Annotated in this window: 14 protein-coding genes and 3 pseudogenes; 5 read left to right on the top strand and 12 right to left on the bottom strand. The window is 41.6% G+C overall.

Annotation, left to right across the window (positions count from 1 at the left end; translation table 11 throughout):
• Nucleotides 1–317: 317 nt before the first annotated feature.
• Nucleotides 318–1,187 carry a TatD family hydrolase gene (locus AC6IZ0_RS10400; RefSeq protein WP_271734651.1) on the bottom strand — a complete coding sequence of 290 codons (870 nt, stop codon included), beginning with the start codon at nucleotides 1,185–1,187 and terminating at the stop codon, nucleotides 318–320.
• 126 nt (nucleotides 1,188–1,313) lie between these two features.
• Nucleotides 1,314–1,613, bottom strand: a complete 300-nt coding sequence (gene rpsT / locus AC6IZ0_RS10395) for a 30S ribosomal protein S20 (protein ID WP_271734652.1) — start codon at nucleotides 1,611–1,613, stop codon at nucleotides 1,314–1,316.
• 566 nt (nucleotides 1,614–2,179) lie between these two features.
• Between rpsT and hisD the strand changes: the two are divergent.
• Nucleotides 2,180–3,480: pseudogene (hisD, locus tag AC6IZ0_RS10390) on the top strand (histidinol dehydrogenase).
• Nucleotides 3,481–3,641: 161 nt separating this feature from the next.
• The gene (locus tag AC6IZ0_RS10385) at nucleotides 3,642–4,067 is read left to right on the top strand and encodes a universal stress protein (protein WP_271734654.1); all 426 of its coding nucleotides are present in this window, start codon (nucleotides 3,642–3,644) and stop codon (nucleotides 4,065–4,067) included.
• A 105-nt stretch (nucleotides 4,068–4,172) separates the two neighbouring features.
• Here the strand turns inward: AC6IZ0_RS10385 and AC6IZ0_RS10380 are convergent, their stop codons facing one another.
• Complete coding sequence (locus AC6IZ0_RS10380; RefSeq protein WP_271734655.1) at nucleotides 4,173–4,550, bottom strand: hypothetical protein; 378 nt, start codon at nucleotides 4,548–4,550, stop codon at nucleotides 4,173–4,175.
• A gap of 158 nt (nucleotides 4,551–4,708) precedes the next feature.
• On the opposite strand from AC6IZ0_RS10380, the gene hslO reads away from it, so the two are divergent.
• On the top strand, nucleotides 4,709–5,623 hold the full coding sequence (hslO, locus tag AC6IZ0_RS10375) for an Hsp33 family molecular chaperone HslO (RefSeq protein ID WP_497722845.1): 915 nt from the start codon (nucleotides 4,709–4,711) through the stop codon (nucleotides 5,621–5,623).
• Between the two features lie 145 nt (nucleotides 5,624–5,768).
• Nucleotides 5,769–7,820, top strand: a complete 2,052-nt coding sequence (locus AC6IZ0_RS10370; RefSeq protein WP_271734659.1) for a chromosome segregation ATPase — start codon at nucleotides 5,769–5,771, stop codon at nucleotides 7,818–7,820.
• Between the two features lie 530 nt (nucleotides 7,821–8,350).
• Here the strand turns inward: AC6IZ0_RS10370 and cas6 are convergent.
• From cas6 to cas3, 7 genes and pseudogenes are all read right to left on the bottom strand, one after another.
• Entirely contained in the window at nucleotides 8,351–9,202 is an 852-nt protein-coding gene (gene cas6 / locus AC6IZ0_RS10365) for a CRISPR-associated endoribonuclease Cas6 (protein ID WP_497722844.1), read from the bottom strand.
• A gap of 125 nt (nucleotides 9,203–9,327) precedes the next feature.
• Complete coding sequence (locus AC6IZ0_RS10360) at nucleotides 9,328–9,939, bottom strand: 2OG-Fe(II) oxygenase (protein ID WP_497722843.1); 612 nt, start codon at nucleotides 9,937–9,939, stop codon at nucleotides 9,328–9,330.
• A gap of 107 nt (nucleotides 9,940–10,046) precedes the next feature.
• Complete coding sequence (cas5d, locus tag AC6IZ0_RS10355; RefSeq protein WP_497722842.1) at nucleotides 10,047–10,754, bottom strand: type I-D CRISPR-associated protein Cas5/Csc1; 708 nt, start codon at nucleotides 10,752–10,754, stop codon at nucleotides 10,047–10,049.
• 5 nt (nucleotides 10,755–10,759) lie between these two features.
• On the bottom strand, nucleotides 10,760–11,770 hold the full coding sequence (gene cas7d, locus AC6IZ0_RS10350; RefSeq protein WP_271734667.1) for a type I-D CRISPR-associated protein Cas7/Csc2: 1,011 nt from the start codon (nucleotides 11,768–11,770) through the stop codon (nucleotides 10,760–10,762).
• Between the two features lie 69 nt (nucleotides 11,771–11,839).
• Nucleotides 11,840–15,190 (bottom strand): type I-D CRISPR-associated protein Cas10d/Csc3, encoded by a 3,351-nt coding sequence (gene cas10d, locus AC6IZ0_RS10345; protein WP_497722841.1) that lies wholly within the window; start codon nucleotides 15,188–15,190, stop codon nucleotides 11,840–11,842.
• Nucleotides 15,191–15,435: 245 nt separating this feature from the next.
• The gene (locus AC6IZ0_RS10340; RefSeq protein ID WP_497722840.1) at nucleotides 15,436–15,681 is read right to left on the bottom strand and encodes a hypothetical protein; all 246 of its coding nucleotides are present in this window, start codon (nucleotides 15,679–15,681) and stop codon (nucleotides 15,436–15,438) included.
• A 264-nt stretch (nucleotides 15,682–15,945) separates the two neighbouring features.
• A pseudogene (gene cas3, locus AC6IZ0_RS10335) lies at nucleotides 15,946–18,131 on the bottom strand (type I-D CRISPR-associated helicase Cas3').
• Between the two features lie 97 nt (nucleotides 18,132–18,228).
• Here cas3 and AC6IZ0_RS10330 point away from each other — a divergent pair.
• Nucleotides 18,229–19,095 (top strand): helix-turn-helix transcriptional regulator, encoded by an 867-nt coding sequence (locus tag AC6IZ0_RS10330; RefSeq protein WP_271734671.1) that lies wholly within the window; start codon nucleotides 18,229–18,231, stop codon nucleotides 19,093–19,095.
• A 57-nt stretch (nucleotides 19,096–19,152) separates the two neighbouring features.
• Here the strand turns inward: AC6IZ0_RS10330 and AC6IZ0_RS10325 are convergent.
• Both AC6IZ0_RS10325 and AC6IZ0_RS10320 read right to left on the bottom strand, forming a co-directional pair.
• Nucleotides 19,153–20,012, bottom strand: a pseudogene (locus AC6IZ0_RS10325) (fructosamine kinase family protein).
• Between the two features lie 4 nt (nucleotides 20,013–20,016).
• Complete coding sequence (locus tag AC6IZ0_RS10320; protein ID WP_497726038.1) at nucleotides 20,017–21,291, bottom strand: M16 family metallopeptidase; 1,275 nt, start codon at nucleotides 21,289–21,291, stop codon at nucleotides 20,017–20,019.
• Nucleotides 21,292–21,386 lie beyond the last annotated feature (95 nt).

The raw sequence follows: 21,386 nt of genomic DNA, 5'->3' as shown, positions 1-21,386 counted from the left end.
TAACAATTTTCTATAGGTTGAGTATGGCTCCATGCGCTGTTTTGAGCAAAGTCACCGGTGAGAGTCGAACTGCTAAACCAGTCATAAAATCAGAACATCCGCTTGTAGAGAGGAGAAGGATGATCAAGTTGATAACATTACAAAATCAAGCTTAAGAGTTTGTAATTCCTTCCTTTTTTTTGATTATGGCTTATTCAAGTTTTGGAGGGATTCATCTTAGCATAACTTTGTCCTGCCGGAGTTAGACCTTGATCAGAGCCGCCTCCCACACAAAAAGGGAGGAATTTCACCAGGGGCGGCTTTAGTAATATCCCCATTTATGGTAGGTGATATCTATGTTTCACATCTGGGAACCCGGTCACCCCCACTAATCCAAATAATTTACAAGCATTTTCAGTAGTTTGAGTAGCAATGGCTTCTAAAGTCTCCCCACGCAAATCGGCTACCTTTTCCGCCACATAACGGACATAGGCTGGCTCATTCCGCTTTTCACCCCGTTTAGGGACAGGGGACAAAAATGGGCAGTCTGTTTCCACTAGTAGGCGATCGCCTCTGACCATCGCGGCGGAAGCCTGTATGGCTTTGGCATTTTTGAATGTTACCGTCCCGCTAAAGCTAATATAGAAACCTAAGTCCACAAACCATTGAGTTTCTTCTGGTGTTCCACCCCAACAATGCATGACACCTCTGGGGATTTCTCCCCTATTTTCCCGCCACTGTAGCAATATTTCCCTCACTTCCGGCGCGGCATTACGACAATGGATAATCACCGGTAAATTGAGTTGGCTGGCGATCGCCAATTGTGCTTCAAACACTATGCGCTGTGCTGCATAGTTATCTGCCTTATAGAGATCCATACCCATCTCCCCAATGGCTACCACCTTCGCTTCAGAACTAGCCAAAGATTTGATTTGCGCGGCTGTATCGCTCCCCCACTTGTCAACATCCAAAGGATGTAAACCAACGGAGAAGCTGAGTTCCGGGAACTGGTGCGCTAAGGATTTGATCCCCGAAAATTCTGACGGTTCGACGCACGAATGTACTAGACGCACTACACCTGCTTCTTGCCATCGCGATCGCACTGTTTCTAAATCCCCCTTGAATGTATCAAAATTCAGATGGACGTGAGTATCAATCAAAATTAGACCACCCGTGGGCGGGAGGCTTGCATTGTCCTTTTTGCTCATGAGTTCTTATGTCGCAACGCCAAGCGCTACCCTGATGCTAGATCGGTTTTTATGATTCCCTGACCAGTAATCAGTCAGAGTAACTGATTACTGATAGAGTAGCGTGGCGTAAGCCATACACTTGAACTACTCAGCAGATGCTGGGGTGAGTGGCTTGAGTTTCCGAGCCAGTCTTGATTTTTTTCTAGCGCCATTGTTCGGATGTAGAACACCGCGCTTGACCGCTTTGTCAATTTTGCTGACAGCCGCGGACAGCCGCACCTGTACCTCTTTCTCTAAATCTGAGTTAGGATTAGCTGCATAGACATCTACAGCGCTAAAGTATTTTTTCATCAGCGTTTTTACTGCTGATTTGTAAGCTTTGTTCCGCAGACGATTGCGTTCTGCGATTTGGGCGCGTTTAAGAGCAGATTTTGTATTCGCCACGGTCAATTCCAGAAATACTATTAATATGTACACACACTACTAGACTTACTAATATAGCACTCATACTGCCAATGTCAGAATTTATCAAAAAAAACTTTTTCTATGGCTAACGCCACGCTATCGCTATGGGCAGTAGAGAGTGGCAAGTAGGATTACGACTATGGAACAGACAGGGGTAGTGTGGTCTGCGGCGTTACTCCACAAAGCCTGATGATCAATTAAAGTATCCTTGACAACTTTACCGTTGGCGTGTACTCATTGGCTAAAATGCGTTAAGATAAGGTACTAATAAAAATATCGCGGTAAGCGGGAAACTCAGCGGCTTTAGCCCTGAGAGGGAAGCGACTTAGTGGTTAAAACCACCGTGGTCTTTTCAGGTGAAAAGTAGCCAGTAAGCTAGGCTTAGACTTTAAGTGAAAACTACTGTTGGTAGCCTTGGAAGTATTAAAAAAAATCCAGGTTAAGCTATAGAAGAGAGTTAGGACGATCTCGATAACCTGATGGTTGAAGAGTTAAGACTAATTCTCAGGCGGGAATATCCTAAATTTTGGCATTATCCTTACTCCATGCTGCGAATCATTACTCAGCAGGCAGATGTTGTATCAGAACTGCAACGTATCTGCAACCGTACTCACGATGAACACGTGCTTCACAAAGAAGCAACTGTGCGCGAAGTACTGCAAGCAGTGAAGCGCCAAGGCGACAAAGCTGTTTTGCATTATACAGCTGAATTCGATAACCAAACCCTGAAACCAGAGGAGTTGCGTGTTACTGGCTCGGAAATGGATGCAGCCTACCAACAAGTATCGCGGGAGCTACTCCAGGCGATTCAGTTGGCTAGCTGCAAGATTGAAGCATTTCACCGGCAGCGTGTGCCGAAAAGTTGGGTACACTTTGGTGATGATGATGTCGTGCTGGGCAAACGCTATATCCCGGTAGATTGTGCTGGTTTATACGTTCCTGGCGGTCGCGCAGCTTATCCGAGTACTGTGCTTATGAATGCTATTCCAGCTAAAGTGGCTGGTGTACCGCGTGTAGTAATGGTAACACCACAGGGGAACAGAAAAGCAATTAACCCGGCTGTTTTGGTGGCCGCACAAGAAGCGGGGATAAGAGAAATTTATCGTGTGGGAGGGGCACAAGCGATCGCGGCTTTAGCCTATGGTACAGATACGATTCCGAAAGTGAACGTAATTACCGGTCCGGGCAATATATATGTCACCTTAGCGAAAAAACTAGTTTACGGCACTGTCGGCATTGATTCCCTAGCCGGTCCGAGTGAAGTTTTAATTATTGCCGATGAAACAGCAAATCCTGTAAATGTGGCGGTGGACTTGTTAGCCCAAGCAGAACATGACCCAATGGCGGCGGCGATTTTGTTGACCACAGATACAGCTTTAGCCAAAAACGTACAAGTAGCGGTGGAAAGACAGTTAGTAGATCATCCACGACGGATAGACACGGAGAAGGCGATCGCCCACTATGGTTTAATTGTAGTTGTAGAATCGTTATCGGCAGCAGCAGCATTTTCTAATGAATTTGCCCCAGAACACTTAGGATTACAAGTTCAAGATCCCTGGGGATTACTTGCGGATATTCGCCACGCTGGGGCAATATTCTTAGGGGACTCAACACCAGAAGCCCTAGGAGACTATTTGGCGGGCCTAACCATATCTTGCCGACTTCCGGTGCTGCTCGTTATGCTTCACCTTTAGGAGTAGAAACCTTTCTGAAACATTCCAGTATTATTCAATACTCACAGAGAGCACTGGAAAAGGTAGCTGGGGCAATTGACGCTTTAGCAACAATGGAAGGACTACCATCTCATAGAGATTCAGTGCGACGGAGAATTCAGCAGCAAGAGTAATTATCAATGTTGATTTTTTGGATAATCTATTGTAAAAACTTACTCAGTGGAGGCACAATAAAAGATTGTCACTCAGTAGCCACAATAGAGCAGGGTTATAAGTGACAATAACTTGTATCAGGGAATTATATTAAAGGGTTATACCTTTGAGGAGATCAGTGGTGCTAAAAAATGTTTTGGTAGCTCTTGACGGATCGGAAATTGCAGAACGAGTCATTGACAGTTTAAATGACTTGGTGTTTTCCGGTGATACCAAGGTCATTCTGTGTCATGTATTTCCCACGCCAGAGTCAAAGATGCAACTATCCACAGATAGCGATCATCGAGAATCTTCCAACCTGCCTGATTTCCATATTGAAAAACTACTGTTAAATTATAAGGAAAAATTAACATTTAAGAGTGAATTAGAATTGGTAACAGGAGATCCTGCCGAAGAAATTATTCGTCTTGCTAACATTTACAAGGCGGATCTAATTATCATTGGTAGTCGCGGGTTAACTGGGATGAAGCGAATTGTTTTGGGTTCTGTGAGCACTCAAGTAGTGGAGGAGGCTAATTGTTCGGTGTTCGTGGTGAAACCAACCTGACAAGCAGTTAAGGAACATGGGGTAAAATTTAAGGATCAGTTTTTCCTGGAGGCGATTAATCACGGGCTTTTGTGTAAAAGCGATTAAAGGCCTCTTTCGCATTAATTAATTGACTAAAAACTGCCGCAAACTTAACAAACTTAGGGTATGACCTAGATTTAAAGGAAGAATTGAAACCCCTTCCAAGCGGGACTGAACCCAACCTTCTCCCCAGTACCATTCATGAAAGCCATCAATACCTCCACTAAGTAGCAACCGCAAACAATTAGGTTTCGCCACATCTACTTGATGATGAATTGCAATTGGGCCAGTCCAGGTTGTAAACTGAAAGCCAGTGTGCAGTTCTTCTGGCATTCCTGGGGTAAAAGTTTGTCCTACCAGCCATTGGGCTAGTTTATCGGGGTGTTGCAAACTATTACGAATTGCACTGGCGGAGGCTGTGATTTCTATTCTTAGTTGACTTTTTTGAAAATTACCAAGCATTTCTTAATAATTATTTAAGGTTTAAGTCCGAATTTCGGTGCATTGTAGTTCTAGTATTGCAAATACAATCATATTCTGCATGGGACAGGGCGTAATCAGAGAGTCGTTTTCTACTTAAAATAGAGAATGTAGGCTTATTAAGAAACGTAAGGTTTTTCATGGCTGATCAATTAATTCGTGCCACAGCTGCCGATGGTGGTATTCGTGCTGTAGGTGTTATTACTAATCGTTTAACAGAAGAAGCACGGCAACGTCATGGGCTGTCCTATGTGGCAACAGCAGCACTAGGGCGGACTATGGCGGGTGGCTTGTTGATGGCTTCTAGTATGAAGCGACCTGGTTCTAGAGTGAATGTCCGCATCAAGAGCGATGGTCCTCTGGGTGGTATCCTTGTAGATGCTGGTTTAGATGGAACAGTACGGGGCTATGTGGCCAACCCATCTGTAGAATTGCCTCCTAATGAAAAAGGTAAGTTGGATGTTGGTGGTGCAGTGGGTAAGGGCTATCTCTATGTAGTGCGAGATATTGGTTATGGCTACCCTTACTCTAGTACCGTAGAGCTGGTATCGGGGGAAATAGGGGATGATGTGGCGCATTACTTAGTTAATTCTGAACAAACACCTTCAGCCTTAGTTTTAGGGGTGTTTGTAGGAGCAAGTGGTGTAACTGCTGCTGGGGGATTGCTAGTACAAGTTTTACCGAAGGCTGCTAGAGATGAAGCCATAGTAGAAACATTGGAGTCTCGTGTATCTAGTTTATCCGGATTTACCCCATTATTACAAGCTGGTAAGACTTTACCAGAAATTTTTGATGACTTACTCGGAGACATGGGTCTGTCAATATTTCCGGAACGTCAAATGTTGCGCTTCCACTGTGGTTGTTCTTTTGACCGCGTACTAGGAGCATTAAAAATGCTGGGAGCCGAGGAATTGCAAGATATGATAATTAAAGATAATGGTGCAGAAGCAACTTGTGAGTTTTGCGGCGAGGTTTATCAAGCAAGTAGCAATCAGCTAGCTAAATTAATTGTTGATTTGGAAACAGAATCTTCGGTTTCTGGTTCAAGTGTATAATAATACAAAAAGATGATAATTTTCATGGTATCTGTGGTCGGAGAATATTGAATCAGGTACCTTTGGAATTATCAACGAGTTACTATGACGGCATCGGAATTATCAGCATAGAACAGTTAACTATTCAACTACTTTGGTGTGAGAGATGACACAGCGGGATATTCCAGAAAATTGGCCTCCATCTAAAGCAGGAGAGCCAGATGATATGATAAGGTTATCCCCAACGCCACAATTCGCTGAAACTCAAGCATTTGGTGTGCAGGCTAATGGTTCAACCTCTAAGTCAGTGAATCGACAACAACAAGACAGTTACGAATTACCTTTACATCAGCAGTCAGCCGCAACTAGTGTACCCGGTCAAAAGTCTGGGAAATCCCCCGGCTGGATGAAAAACTGGTTTTTGTGGGGATTAATATTAACATTGATACCTGGCAGTATCGGGTTCGTAGCAATGACAGTGTTGCTGAAACTACCAAGTAGTCCCACTTGTACTGCAATTTCTCGACCTTTTGTCAGCGCTTCAGTGAGGTTATACTGCGCTCAGAAGTTAGCTGCTGGGCAAAATGTGGATGATTTACTGCGAGCGATCGCTTTGGTGAGTAAAATATCAGAGGATCACCCATTGGCGGGAGAAGTTAACCGTTTTGTTGCCGAATGGTCGAAAGACATTTTACGGATTGCAGACGAGAGTTTTCAGTCAGGTAATTTAGAGGATGCCATAGCTACTGTCCGTCAGATACCTAAACATTTGGCAGCTTATAAATTAGTAGATGAACAAGTTAGTAAATGGGAGTTAATTTGGTCTCAGGCGGAAGACATATATAAGCAGACTGAAGAGGAACTAAAAAAACAGCGTTGGCAATCAGCATCTATGCTAGCCGCTCAATTAATGGGTGTAGATAATGAGTACTGGTCTGGCGTTAAGTATAATCAATTAGATAAATTAATTACATCAACAAGGGAAGATGCTGATAAGTTAGCAAATGCGGAACGTTTAGCAAATACCAGAGTTTCAGATAACTTATTAAAAGCGATTGAACTTTCTGAGTCCCTCAGTCCGGAAAGCTACCTTTATCAACAAGCACAAGAGTTGATTCCTGAAATTGGGCGAAAAATGCTGGATTTGGCACAAGCAAGCCTGGATAGGAGGGATGCGGGAAAAGCTATAGATATTGCCAGACAAATCCCAGATAATGCCCAATTGCAGGTAGAAGTGAAAGACTTTATTACTTTAACTGAGGCCAAAAGGAATGCATGGATTGGTACTGTGTCTGGTTTAGAAACAGCAATCTTTGAGGCGCAACAAGTTGATGCTTCCAGAGCAATTTATGGTGAAGCACAGGCGTTAATTGCTAGTTGGCAAGTGGAAATTGAAGATCTGGCACGTTTGGAAAGAGCCAGGACACTTGCTAGTCCAGGGACAATCGAAGACTTGACAGCCGCTATTGCTGAAGCGCAGTTAGTTTCAGGTAATAGTCCCCGGGCTGCGGAAGCGAGGACGGAGATTAACCGTTGGCGTGACCAAGTTCAGACTATTGAAGATAGACCGATTTTAGAACGGGCTCAACAATTAGCATGGCCTTCAAATGATATTAATGCTTTGCAAGCCGCAATATCTCAAGCTAGACAAATCCGTGAGGGTCGGGCCTTGTATTCTGAGGCACAGAGCAGAATTAGGCAGTGGACAGATACCATTGAGCGCACACAAGATCAGCCATATTTAGATAGAGCCAGAATGTTAGCCCAAGGTGGTAATTTTACTGCTGCTATTAATACAATACAACCGATTGCATCATCGGGGCGATCGCTTTCTAGGGAAGCTAGGAACAATATACGTAATTGGCAAGGACAAATCCGTGCTAGAGAAAACTGGGCTAGGGCGCAACAGGTAGCAGCTGGGGGTACGCCAGAAGCTTTATCTCAAGCGATCGCCATAGCGAATCGTGTTCCCAGAAGTAGCACTTTACGCATGGATGTGAATTTTGCCGTTAACCAATGGAGTCAGCAGTTATTAAGCATTGCTAATTCTCAGAGTAATTCTAATCTTGCCAGGGCGATTGAGACGGCGAAGTTAATTCCCCGAGGTAGTTCTGCTTATAATACAGCGCAACAGCAAATTAAGAATTGGGAGCAGTTACTTAATCCTGAGCCTCCACCATTTGAGCCTATAGTTCCGATTGTTGAAAGTAGTTTTTAATCTGGATATCTGATTTTCTTAGGTTTTTTGCAACCTTCTGGTCACGGATTGTAGGTGATTGTAACATAAACCCACCCCAGCCCTCCCCTTGTGATGGGAGGGGACAAGTTTCAATCCCTGATAGGGATTATAGGTAATTGTAACATAGAAAACTTCCTATAAAGTATCCGATCGCCTGAGATAATTGGTTAATGTTAGAGGTTGTTTGATAATTTTTCAGCCGTAATTTTCATCACATCTTCACCCCATTTAATTGATTAAATCCAGTCCCCTCTCCTTACAAGGGGAGGGTTAGCGTGGGGTAAAACAATATTTGATAGTAGGAGCAAAACCGAAATCAATATGTTCCCTGAGCGAAGTCGAAGGGAACAATATAAGGGGGAGGAAGTCGAGGTTAAGAGAACCGCAAGATATTTTAGAGACTATTGAGGGGAGCGTGGTTTCGACTTCGCTCAACCACCGAAATCAATCAATAGCGATGAGGACAATAGGCGTATTGGTTCAAGGCCGCAATCTGGATATATTCACTATTATTCATAATTTTTGGTGATTTTTGATTGATATGTTCGCCGCATCATCCCCATACCCATTGGTGTTTTCCGTCCTACCCCTGCATATAAGGCAAAATCAGCTAAGGCGTTAATTTTTTTAATTTCTATAGGTTCGATTTCTCCTAAGATTTGATAGCTCACTTCTCCCGCAAATCCAATAAATTTACTACGAGAGTCTGCGACAATTTCTGTATGAATGTTGAAGAATGAGGGGAATATTGACTCTAGAGAAATTTGATTAATTTCGATTTCACTATATTTATTCCACCGAGAAAGTAGGGAATTAAAGATACATTCTCTGGTGGGGAGGGTGCTGTCATATTTTCCTTGACGGAAAGCGGTGGGTGTGGAGAAAGTAAAGTGAATATTGCGATAGCGATCGCTGGCTTGCTGATATAATTGACTATAGGGTATGGTATTAGCCCAAGGTTGGTTAGATTGGGGTGTACCTTGAATGCTGGTAATATACAAGTCAGCGGGGCCTAGATGCCAAGGGTGATTAGGGTTAAGATTGAGCCAGAGTTGGGTAAGTTGACTAAAGAGTGTGTCATCTAACAGGGAGATGCGCCACCAGCAAGGCTTTCCTGGGGGGATCGCTTCTTGATGTGTATGTTGTAGTTTAGACATTCCTCTAGTTCCCTGAAGGAAATTAGTTTGTAGGGGTGAGAGGGTAAAGGCTTTATCAGCACTAGGATTATGTAGGCGATCGCCTAATGTAGGATCTACGGAACTGACAAGGGTTAAAAATAGTGCGTGCAGATGTCTTCCTGTGAGAAACTGGGGAGGGATAGGCGACAGGGGAAGGAGGTTAAGAATTAAGCTATGAGGCATATTTAATAGTTAGGAATATTTTGTGTTTGCTGGGGAGGGGTGAGGTAAAGGTAATTTGTAATTGGGAGATATAGCCAAAGTCAATAAAAACTCAACAATTTACTTTGCTGTTTTATTGGGGCGTTTTACTTGCGTTTTTTTGTGCTAGACTTGGGGGCTCTTGATTCAATGGTAAAATCTGGTATTTCTGCTAGTTCAGATTGACTTAAACTATACTGTTCACAAACCAAGCTCAACCGACTTCCTGGGGTTTGCACTGCGTTAACGGAGTGAGTCAAATCACCTTGAAAGTAAAGTAAAGTGTTCACCTGGGGTTTAATTTGTCCCAGTTGGCGTTTATGAGACTTGAGTACTAGTTCTCCCCCTACCATATCTTCAGGTAAGCGTACATATAGAACACTGACACACATAGGTGGTTCTATGGTTTTGCAGTAAGAACGCAAGGAACGGTCAATGTGGGGGTCTACACGGGAACCTTGTTGAAGCTGTAAGGGATTGAGGTAAAAAGCATTACAACTAGGTTGGAGAGCTAAATCTAAGTAGGGCTTGAAGTAGGGGAATTTTTGTTCTACAGTGGAGATGTGCGATCGCCTAAACACTAGAGAAAATCCCTTAGTGGCGACAAAATCGCGGTTAAGGTTATTGATCGCAAAGTAAGAACAAACCTGAATTTCTCCCCATAGGTTATTGAGATACTCCATTGGGAAAGCGTTATGCTGTTGTTGAAAGTATTTCACCGTGAGTTTAAAAAGCGATAGAAAGTAAAATTAGGAACCACATTAGATAAATCATCTGTGTTTATTTGTATATATCTGTGGTTCCATATTGCTAAAACCGACCTTGATTAACTCCCAAAACGGTATTCCATGCGAGCGGGAAGCTTTAACCCTGGGATATCATCAAAGTAATAGTATAAACCTCGCATTTGCACATTTTGAATCAGACTAACAGGAGGCATATTTACTACATCATAGCTAATAACTTGATTAGTAAACATGACATCTAAAGGGTTTAAAGGATATTTACAAGTAAATAAACCCTCAGTAGTGTGAGAGTTATGTAACTCCGTAACTGTCACCTCAGCCTTACTCATCCACTTACCCAAGCGGATCCATTTTGGTAATTTAATTGGTTTTTCAGCAATTAGGAAAAATTCAAATTGACTTTCTGGTGCAATTTCTTTAGTTCTACCAAAACTGGGGATATTCTTTTGGGTTTTCTCCATCTCGACATGATAGTTATTATTAGCATACTTCCAGGTGTTGAGAATGGCGGAATGATGCAAAACCCTAGCGGGAGTAATGTAAATTTTCTGCTGGTTGAGTGGTATTAAATGCTCCTCATATTTTGGTACTTGTTCCTGGCTAAAGTAGCGATAGGAGTGTTCATCAGCTACGGTAGTAGAGTGGATTTCACTATCAACTAAACCCAGTGCGTAACAGAGGGCGTAATTGTGAATTATTGGCTCTGTTTCGTAAAGTCGCCCAATTTCACGGGTGGCAAAATACAGGCTATCATGTAGTTCCAATTGACATTGATAGATAATGGTCATAGAGGTTACTTAGCCTTAGCACTTGTTTTCTTTTTGCTAATGTGCTTTTTAGCATAATCCTTGGCTTCCCCATCAGCTTTCTCTAAAATTGCTTTAATTCCTGTTTCTGTACCTGTAAGGGTCTTAACTTCCTGTAGCAGAGGTGAAAAAGCATCACCAATAAAATCAGTATGTACAATAAATTCATCAGCCATTAAAGCCTCAATTGCACTTTTAGCAGCAGTAATTACATCATCCTCATCCAAAGGTTCAGGAGGATGAATGGTATTTTGGGCTTTCATTTGGTCATATATTGCTTGAGTCCAACGGAGATTACTGGTAATTTCTCCATCTGCAAATACAACACCAATCAACTCATTGCGCAGGCGACCTGTACGGGTGGTTTGCGCTCCATAGTGGCGGGTTCTGAGAATATTATTAAAAACGTAAAGGAAACTCGCCTCTGTAGGGTCTTTGAGGGTGACAATACTAGGGAAGAAAACCTGCGGTCTAATATGGTCTTGCTGATTAATACGACTGGTAACTTCACCGGGTTTAGAACCATTTTCCCCCTTGGATGCCATTGTACCATTTTCAAAGGGGGCGTTGAGGGTAAAAGTTTCGTGGGATTCATCAAAAGGGGTAATTGAAAATGCTGTATCTACAATTACCTTAGATTTTTCCGAACCAGAGTCACCAATGGCAAAACCGTAAATAATACAATCAGGATTATCCATAGCGAAATTAACGTTATATTCGCATTCCTCCGCAGTCATCAAGCCGTAGTTACGCAGTAATTCCCGACCAACTAAACGTTCTGGGGTAGATTGTTTGCGCTTAAACATTGATAAACGGCTGATTGTGGCTTTATCTCTCACTCCAGCTCTCACCCTGGCTTTATTTAATTCTCCATCTGTTTGAAAAAGTGGATAAGATTCTGTAATGCGGACAGTGAGAAAATGGGCATATTTTCCCATGGGTTTGTAGGGAATTGCAGCTTGGAATAGTTTTGAAGGAACTGTTTTCAACAATGACATGATTAATCTCTCCAGAGAATTGAATGTGTTTGATATTGGGTTAGAAATTGGGTTAATGGAAATATCTAATTACTCAGTTACATCATCTTTTTCGGGATATTTTTCGGCGTTTTCTTTGTCATCTGCAAGGCGGTAAAGGAACTCACAAGTATCTCGAATTAAATTGATTTGACGACCTGCTAAACGAGCGCGATCGCCTGCAAATGATTTCTCAAATACCTCCTGAACAAAATATCTGGAAAAATCTACAACAGCTTGGCGTTCTTGTTCACGGTTACTAGTTACCCAACGTCCTTCAGCAGTAGAAGCATGAACACGGTCCATGAGTTTAAACACTTCCGCCGCTACCGCCATTACTAATGTTTCTCCCTGAAAAACACTAGACTCAGCTTTAAGAATAGTTTCAGATGCCATATCTATGGGTTTCAACACAGCATTAGATTTAGGGTTATAACGCTTATTAGCGCGGTAAAATTTCCGGTACAAATCTGTTAATTTTTGCGGATGATTTAAGCTTGATTGTTCTCCCACAATTAACTGCTCCATATTTTGATCAAATTTCACATGAGGGTCAAAACAAGGGTAAAAATGATAGGTATAAAGCCTAAGTTTTTCGATTCGGGCTGTTTCTACTCCTTGGTTACGCACCCATCGATTGAGATAAGCAAAAACATACAAAGGACTGGTTTCAAAATCCTTAGATAGTTCTGCAAATTTACCCCAATTCGCATCGTAACCAGTTTTACCTTGTTTAGCGTTGACATCTAAATGAATAGCATAAGCCGCCGTTAACACATTTAATGGTGCTGGGTATTCAATACTGTTTTCTTCCCAACCTTCTAAAATGTAATCAAGACGGAATCTATCCCTTTTGACTAAGGCACGGAAAGCATGGGGCGCACTATCTAAGAAAACGCTTTCCTCAAATTCAGCACCATCATTAAAAGGTGGAATTGGCGACTCAGAAACCACTGTTTTTACATCTAGAATCATGGGAAAAGCAAAAGCTAGCCAACTCGGCATTATCCAAGATTCAGTGTCGGTGCTATCCTTTCCTGGGGGGAGTGCCATAAAATAAAATGTTAAGGGTTGATCTTCAGGATAAGAAAGCTTAAATGTGCGGTTTTTTCCAGCCTGGATATGTTCATCAATGATGAAGCTATCTACCTTTTGATAATTTGCTTTTTCTAAGTTTGCCTGTAAATCCTTGCTGATGAAATGATTACGTATGGTAGTATCAAAGCGAGTTTGAGCAATACCATTGTATGCTTTCTGTAAAAACTTATTAGTTTCTGGGGTGAAATAATAAGTTGGGTAAAAATAGAGATAGCGGTATTTTCCCTCTTCAAATCGTTTACCAACTGCTTGAGTTTGATTCATCAAAATTTGCCTGAGCATCATTTCCACACCCGCAATACTGGAAATGTTCCGCTTGGCGTTGGAACCCCCCAACATTTGTTTATTTGTATAAACTTGGGGTGTAAATAAAACTGCTGATTCCATTTGCTCAGTCACGGTGTAAGCTGAATGAGAAATTGAGCAAATAAGTTGCTTTCCTCTTCCTGATTTTTTAGCAGCATTGTAACTATTTAATTCGTCTAAAAATGTCTGACTTTCAGCTACAGGTGATACTTGTTGCTTGCTATTTGGCAACATGACGACGCGATTTACCCACAGTCTTAAATCCTCCCAACCATCGGGTAATTCATACTCAGAAATCAGCGGGGAAATCAAGGTTGATAAGTAATCGATAATTTGCTGACAAATTTCGCGGATGTTTTCAATCCCCGGATGAGATTCTAAATATTTAGCCGCTAAATAATACCATTCATAAGGTACTCCCCCAGTATTTCCTTTTAACTTATTTTCCTTCAGACTTTCGTTAATGCGTTGAATTTCCCGAACTGCGGGTAAATATGCTGTTAAATTCCACAACTCCGCGACTTTGTGGGTTAAGTCTAAATCTGGTAATACTGGTAGTCTTTTATCTTTCTTTCTCGCAGCATCAATGCGCTTAACGGTCTCTTCCCAAATCTTACGGGTGACTAAATCACCAAATTCCGCTATTTGGTCGATGCGGATATCATCTTTAAATGTGAGGTCATGGTCAGCAGATAAAACATTTTGTTGCTGAAATTTAATCAGATTTTCACTGCGACTTTGAGCAACAGAAGATTTATTAGAGTTTAATATCCTTAATGTAGCATCTAAAGCTACTTGCATTAAACCTAAATGCTCAAAGAATAAATTGTAATATTCCGCATATTTCATCCCTTTACCATCTCGACTAAATCCTGTTTGTCGCAGACGCAGTTGACCTGCACACAGTGACTTAATACTATTAACTACACGGTCTGATAAATTTTCTTTAGTAATGGGCGGTGCATTACGCAATGCTAGATAAATTACACCTGTGGGTAAATACAGTAAAGGTTGATAGTAAATGTTTTCATAAGTGTTCACACTGGTATGATCGTCAATTAAAGCATTATTAACTACGTTAGTTAAAACACCTCTATTTTCAGCAATACTGTGATAGGTAAATTTTAGTTTTCCATCACTTAATTTATGCAGAATCTCTTTGAGTCGGTTATGTTCCGCATCTTGGGGATGTTTGACAATTGAGGCCAGGGAATCAGCCAAACAAGTTAAATGACACAAACTTTTAATAGTGCGATCTTCGAGAACGGGATTTAAGCCAAATTCCGAAAAATTCCAGTTAGTATCCCAGCGTCGTTGTGCATTATAAGCTATGCACAATAAATCATCTAAATATTGCTGATAGGCTTCCCAGTTATCTGGGTTAATAAACTTATCAAGTCCTAACTGGTGAATTTTTTGATCAATAATTTGGCGCTGTTCTTTTACGGGTAACTGGCGACAGTCTGCTGGGACATCGGGAAATTTTTCAAAGTCATGTAAAATAAAGCCTGCAATTACTAATCGGCGTTCTTTTTCTTTCACCAGTCTTCGGACTGTAGTATCAAGTTGTTGTAAACGCTTTTCAATTAAGTTAGCCGGAAATAAACCATTGAGTAAATGTGTATTCAATGATTGGTCAGCAGCATTATCTCGCCGAACTTTAGTTTTACCTGCTACTGCTCGCTCGTGGTCAATTTCATCAAAGAATTTACCGCCTTTGGCTGTAACACCAATGGCTATATTTAGGAGGTTGGGTAAAACATACTCAGCGAAATCAGCCATTACTGGGTCATGAGGATTTTCCGCCTGAATTGCTTCTCGCAATAGTTTAAGTGTGAGTAATTCACCCTGAGTTTCAATGGTACGGTCTGAAGAATCACCATCAAAACCAAAGTCTTGATTAAACAAATCATCGTCTAATTCTTCTAGTTCTTGATTTTGATTGTCAAATAAATCTAGTTGCTGATTGTCTGCAATGGCTTGAGTTTTTTTATTCATGATCTACAAATAATCAAATTGACTAATTATTGGTTGCAGGTAAGGAAGATATTACTGATTGGGTTTTATAGTTTGTGAAGAGGAAAGCTGGAGTAAAACTTACTGTCTTAAGATGTGGCTTTTTAAGTGACTTATTCAAGCATCAGCCAAGCTGTTGGGGATTAAGATTGCTTACGCCTGAGCTTAATACCGCAAGCTGGTGCTTTCCTCTTGTAGAGAAATTATCGGATAGTCTATGACATTGGTTACTCGGTTAATAACCTATATTCAAATTGGTTATGAGCAACTTGTTTTTTTTCAATTAGGTAGCCTTTTCTACGAGCTTCAAATATGGTGTGTCCAAATCGGAAACTCACATTTGCTGCTAGCTCATCGCTAGAATGCCATTTACCATCCTTAAGAATTGCAATTAATTTCTCAAGGTTTTTTAATTTGACGGACATATCATACTCCTTAACACCTATGGTCATGGCAGCCCAAATACTGGCCATATTTACGCATCAGCATTTGTATAGTTTTGAACCTACATAAAACGAAACCTGTTGTCAAGGAATTTTTCTGATTTTAATAAGCTTAGACTTATTCAACACTAAAAGCTCTTGACATATTCAACCTGACTATGAAATACTTCCATCAGATAAAGCTTTACGAGCACGTAACCACTTAATTAATCCCTATTAGGGATTGAAAAGAATAAGTCTGTGCTTAAAACCGTAAGCTTTTTTTCTCAACAATCCCTATCAGGGATAGAAACCTTAAACAATCCATATTTCATCTCCTTTGCTTTTCAAGTTATGGGCGTATAGGTGAGGGTATCTAGCAACAGTGCTGACTGACCAAAAGCGATCGCATAAGGTGCAGTAGCATCATGAACGCTGTACTGGTCGCAAATGGGGTAAATCTGAAAGTGCATTGGTAGTCGTAACCGCATCCGCACTTCCGATACAGGGCCACGAATGATGTAAGCAACTAAACCCTGTGTTTTCAGGCGTTTGTTAATTGCACTGATCCATTTATTGTCGGGTTGGGAAATTTCCACCCCAGTTAAAACCTGAACTTTCCCAGTCTCCGCTATTGGTTGTAAGTCTCCTGGATAGGTAAATTTCCAGTTCAGTCGTTCCTCACGGTAGGAACGCAACTTAATAAATGCGAGACAATGAGCAAATCTACCTTTGGCTATGGGTTGTTCTGTGTGTTGTGCGGTTTCTGCGAGTGTCCGCATAAATCCTGCCTCTGTCCACATTTCAATGTCTAAATTGCTCAAAATACCTGGTAAATCGTAGGTTTTAAACCTGTCTGCTGGGTTTTCTTCCGTTAAGTCATACAACCCACATTGCAAGGGACTAGAACCCCGAAAACTAACAGCTTCTTCAGCAATGGGATTACCTGGTTTACCTGAGATTGCTTTCCAGTCTCCCGCCCATTGCTGAATATCTTCACCTATGGATTTGAGGCTGTTATTAAATACTTGCTCACAGGCTGTTTGAAATTGTTGTCGGCTTTGGGCATACTGTTGTTTAATTGTGCGATCGCTCAATTGGTAACATAGCCAAAATGATTGTACAGTACCCCAGCGGCGATAATAACCATTAAAATCATTGATTTTTCTATAGTTATCATTAATTATGCTGTGAAAAAATGGGCGCTCATACGTACCATCTACCTGTAAGGGTGGTGAATCTCCCTGAAATAAACGTTCTCCTAAAAAGTTAGGCACAAGAGCAAAAGCTGTAAAGTGGTTAAACTTAATCATTTGACCATCTTTCTCATAGCCATCATGTCTACCTAACCGCCCCAACCGTTGAATAAAATTACCTGCATCTGATGATTCAAACATCAGAAAATTGATTTTAAAATCAACCCCTACATCAATTGTGCTGGTACCGATAACTAAATCAGCCATGAGACTGCGTTCTTTTATTTCCTTTCCAGAAAGCCCTGTATTTTCTCCTACTGTTAGATCATAAGGTTGCAAAAATTCCTGAAAAAATGCCGTTAACCGCTTGACTGCTGCAATGGAGTTGAGAATAATTGCTCCTTTACTACCAGGAGAATTTTTAAACTCAGATAAAATTAAATCACTATTTTCTTTGAGCCAATTTTCCGAAGCTTTAGAACTAGATTCTAAAGGAATAAAGTTGAGGGTTATTGTTCTGGCTACCTGTCGCCAACCTTGTGTTTGTAGTTGCTTTTGTTCGTATTGTGTGGCAGGAAATTGATATTTATTTTCGGCAATGGGATTGATCACCTGACAGCGAAATCCTGCCTGTTGCAGTCTGCTAATTAAGTTTGGATCTGGTGTAGCTGACAGAAAAAGAAACCGTTTACGCCGATTTGTACAGCGAATTAACAACATTGTATTAATTACGCTGGCAATTTGGGTGGCTGTAAAAACATGAAATTCATCAAAAATAAATAAGCCAAAATCTTTATCAATCCTACCCCATAATTTATCTGGGCTATCAACGGGACTTATATAAGCACCTCTATGCAAATAGTGAAAGATATCAGGATTAGTCAGTAATACTTCTCTTTGATTTGCGAGAGTTGCAATAGCGGCCGCTTTTTTTAGTCCTTCATTTTCAGCATAGATTTCTAAGTCAGCCCCGCTTAATTTGGCTACACGCGGCTCATTTTCTGGTTGAAGTTGGGCAATATATCCTCTAATTTGTGTTTCTTGGTCTCGTGCAAGTTCGTTAGTTGGGTAAAGTCCAATGGCGGAAGATTGACCTTGAATCACTTCTAAATAAGCCGCTAAACTTTTACCGTCACCTGTCATGGCTGTGTTGAACACTACGTCAATATTTGAATCCCGTAGTGCTTCTAAGGTAGCTAATTGATGCCAAGAAAGTGACCAATTTTCAGGTAATTTCACGCCGTCAGGTGTGGGGACGGTTTGAGAATAAACAGGTTTGAGAGTAATTTTCCAATCTGCCGACATTCACTTAAATAGTGTCCGTAAACTGTTGTTATTTCTGATCATGCCATGCAAAATAGATGTTAGCAAGATATATCTGGATAAAAGTGTCCGTACAAATATGAGTCGGAAAGGTCAGTCTATAACTCTGTCTTTAAAGGAGCGGGATAAAGCAGAACTGGAAGCCATAGCTCTGCAATTTGGTATGATGTGGGGAAATCGCCCGAACATATCCAAGCTCATAGAAGCCATAGCCCAACGTAAGTTACGCATTGGTAACAATAACAATTGGACAGAAGACAGGATTCGAGCATTACATCGGTGTATAGGTGCATTAACCGACATTGGACAAGTAGAACAAGCCCAAATTATTGCTAACTTGCTTCTAGAACGCAGCGAACTGTCAGTACCATTGCGGACGGAAATACAAGCTTTTTTAGAAAATCTCCCCCCACCTTGGCGGTTACAAATAGATAACTACATCCTGCGACAGCAACCATTTCAGCTTTCCTACCAAGATGCAGCAGGGCGCGTACTGAATTTTACGGTGCGCCATGCTCGGATTACCCCCCAGGAAAAGCGCCAATATCTTAACTGCTGGTGTGAGGAAACAGAAGGAAACTCTGATATCCCTGAGCTGATTCATAACTGGACTTTACGCTTAGATAGAATTACAGATGCGGCTGTAACTTCCATCCCTGGTAATTGGCATTCTCAGTTAGATACAATAGAGGTGGAAATACATATATTTGGCGGCTTGGCTTTTGGTTATCAAGCAAAACCGGAAGATCACATCAATGAATGGTTAGCAGATCAACCAGGGGTTCGCCGAGTTGTGAGGACGGTATCAAATACCTTTTGGTTTAGCCGGGAGGTGATGCAATACGGTCCAGACTGTGTAGTAATTCTACCTGAGAATGTGCGCGATCGCCTCAAGGAAAAAGTTCGCAACCTCTGCAAGTTATACGATATTGAAACCACAAGTTAAATCCCACTCCCATAACATCATCCCCACCTTCAGCGGTCTTCGACTCTCCAGTGAAATTTATCCTAAAATCTGCGCAATCATCCGATTGGCTTGAGAACCATAACCACCGCCAAATAAATTGAAGTGATTGAGAATGTGATAGAGGTTATAGAGGGTTTTTCTTTGCTGATAACCTGGCTGTAAAGGAAACACTTGGTTATAACCTTGGTAAAACCCAGGGGAAACCCACCAAATAATTCTGTCATGGCAATGTCAACTTCTCGATCGCCAAAATAAGTAGCTGGGTCAAATATCACAGGTTCTCCTAACACAGTAAAACCAGCATTCCCACCCCATAAATCACCATGTACTAAGGATGGTTCTACTTGATGACCGGCTAATAAATCAGGAATAGCCGCCAGTAGTCTATCTTGTTGAGGAAAACTACCCCCCCGTCGCCTAGCTAATTGAAATTGATAATTTAAACGATATTTGGTATAAAATTCTGCCCAGTCTCCTGTCCAGGTGTTGACTTGAGGTGTGGAACCAATAGTATTATTAATTTTCCATCCAAAACCTTTACTACTAATGGCTTTGTGCATCGCGGCTAGTTTGCGCCCCATTTCTTCCCATTTACCGTTATCGCCTCCCATTTCCAGCCATTCCAAGACGATGTAGCTATAATTACCAGCAGTACCCCAACAAATGGGTTGAGGTACAAGAATGGTATTTGTAACCAGTATTTCCTGTAAGCCCAGGGCCTCAGCTTCAAACATCCCCACTTGAGATGCTTGATTGAGCTTCACAAAGTAAGTTAAATCTCTATCAGAAATAGCATAACCTTGATTAATACAGCCACCACTAACACCGCGCTGGCGCTGAGTTTGAAATTTTTTGCCGGTGACTTGGCTAATATGGGTATCAATTTCAGTCCACATTTTCTTAGTAGGGTTTTAAGATCACTACCCCATAAGCATCGGGAGAAAGATACTGTTTTGCCGATCGCATTAAGTCAGTGGTATCTTGCGATTGAATATGATAGGGATAATTAAAAGCAGGTTCTAACTTTCCTATCATAGATTGATAGTAACCATATAAACCAGCGCGATCGATTGGGGTTTCGTTACCAAATATATACCTATTGGCTACCCGCCGCCGCACCCGAGCAATTTCTGCTTCTGAAACTAACTCTGTATGTAGTATACGGATATGTTGGGCGATCGCCTCCTCCACAGCTTGTAAATTTTCCACAGCACATTTAGCGGTAATATAGAATGTCCCTTGTAACTGATTAGTCATATTACTAACACTAATAGAACTTACCAGTCCCCGTTCTTCCCGCAAATCTCGCACCAGTCTGGATGTGCGTCCATGTCCCAAAATACCCGCCAAAACATCCAACCCATAAATATCATCTAGCTGTCCCAACCCTGGAACCCGCCACACCATGACTAAACGTGCTTGCTGAAGACTCTCATCGACAAATTCCCGACGCACAATTTCTGTAAACGCAGGTTCAGGATTAACTCTTAACTCTTGAGTATTAATTGTTCTGTGTTCACTATGACTAAATCCCTCAGCTACAGTTGCAATTAATTCTTCTACGGGTAAATTACCCACAGCCACAGCGGTAATCGACTGGGGTTGATACCAAGTTGCGTGAAAGTCGCGCATTTGTTGGGCTTGCAGTTGAGAAATTACCCCTTCTGGTCCCAATACTGGACGGCGATAAGGTAAATGCTCAAAAGCCGTCTCCATTGCTCTTCTGAATGTCCGTCGCTGGGGATTATCTTCAGAACGGCGAATTTCTTCTAAAACCACTAAACGCTCCCGTTCAAAGGCATCGTCAGGAATACTGGCATTAAGGACTACATCTATTTGTAATGGCGCTAGCTCTACAAAGTCTTTGGGAGCAGTGGTTATGTAGTAATGAGTGTAATCTTGGCTAGTGGCTGCATTAGTCACAGCACCCCGTTCTTCAATTCGACGTTCAAACTCACCGCTTGCTAATCGCTCGGTGCCTTTAAAAACCATATGCTCTAAAAAGTGAGCCATGCCATTAATCCTATGAGATTCTACCGCCGAGCCTACTTTGATCCACAAGCTGAGATTTACAGCTTCTACTGGCATTTGCTCTGCGACTATGGTTAAACCATTGGGTAATTGGTGGAGTGTGGGGGCGTTTATCCGAGGGAATTTTGCCAGAGTTGAGGTCATGGGTGGTAGGAGAGTCACGGCTTTTTACTCTTTCATCTTATCCACTAATTTTCATCTGTATCTTGAGGAAACTGTTTAGGTGGTGAATTTCACGC

This window comes from Anabaenopsis sp. NIES-4685 (assembly GCF_059725405.1).
This window is presented reverse-complemented; position numbering and strand designations above follow the sequence as displayed.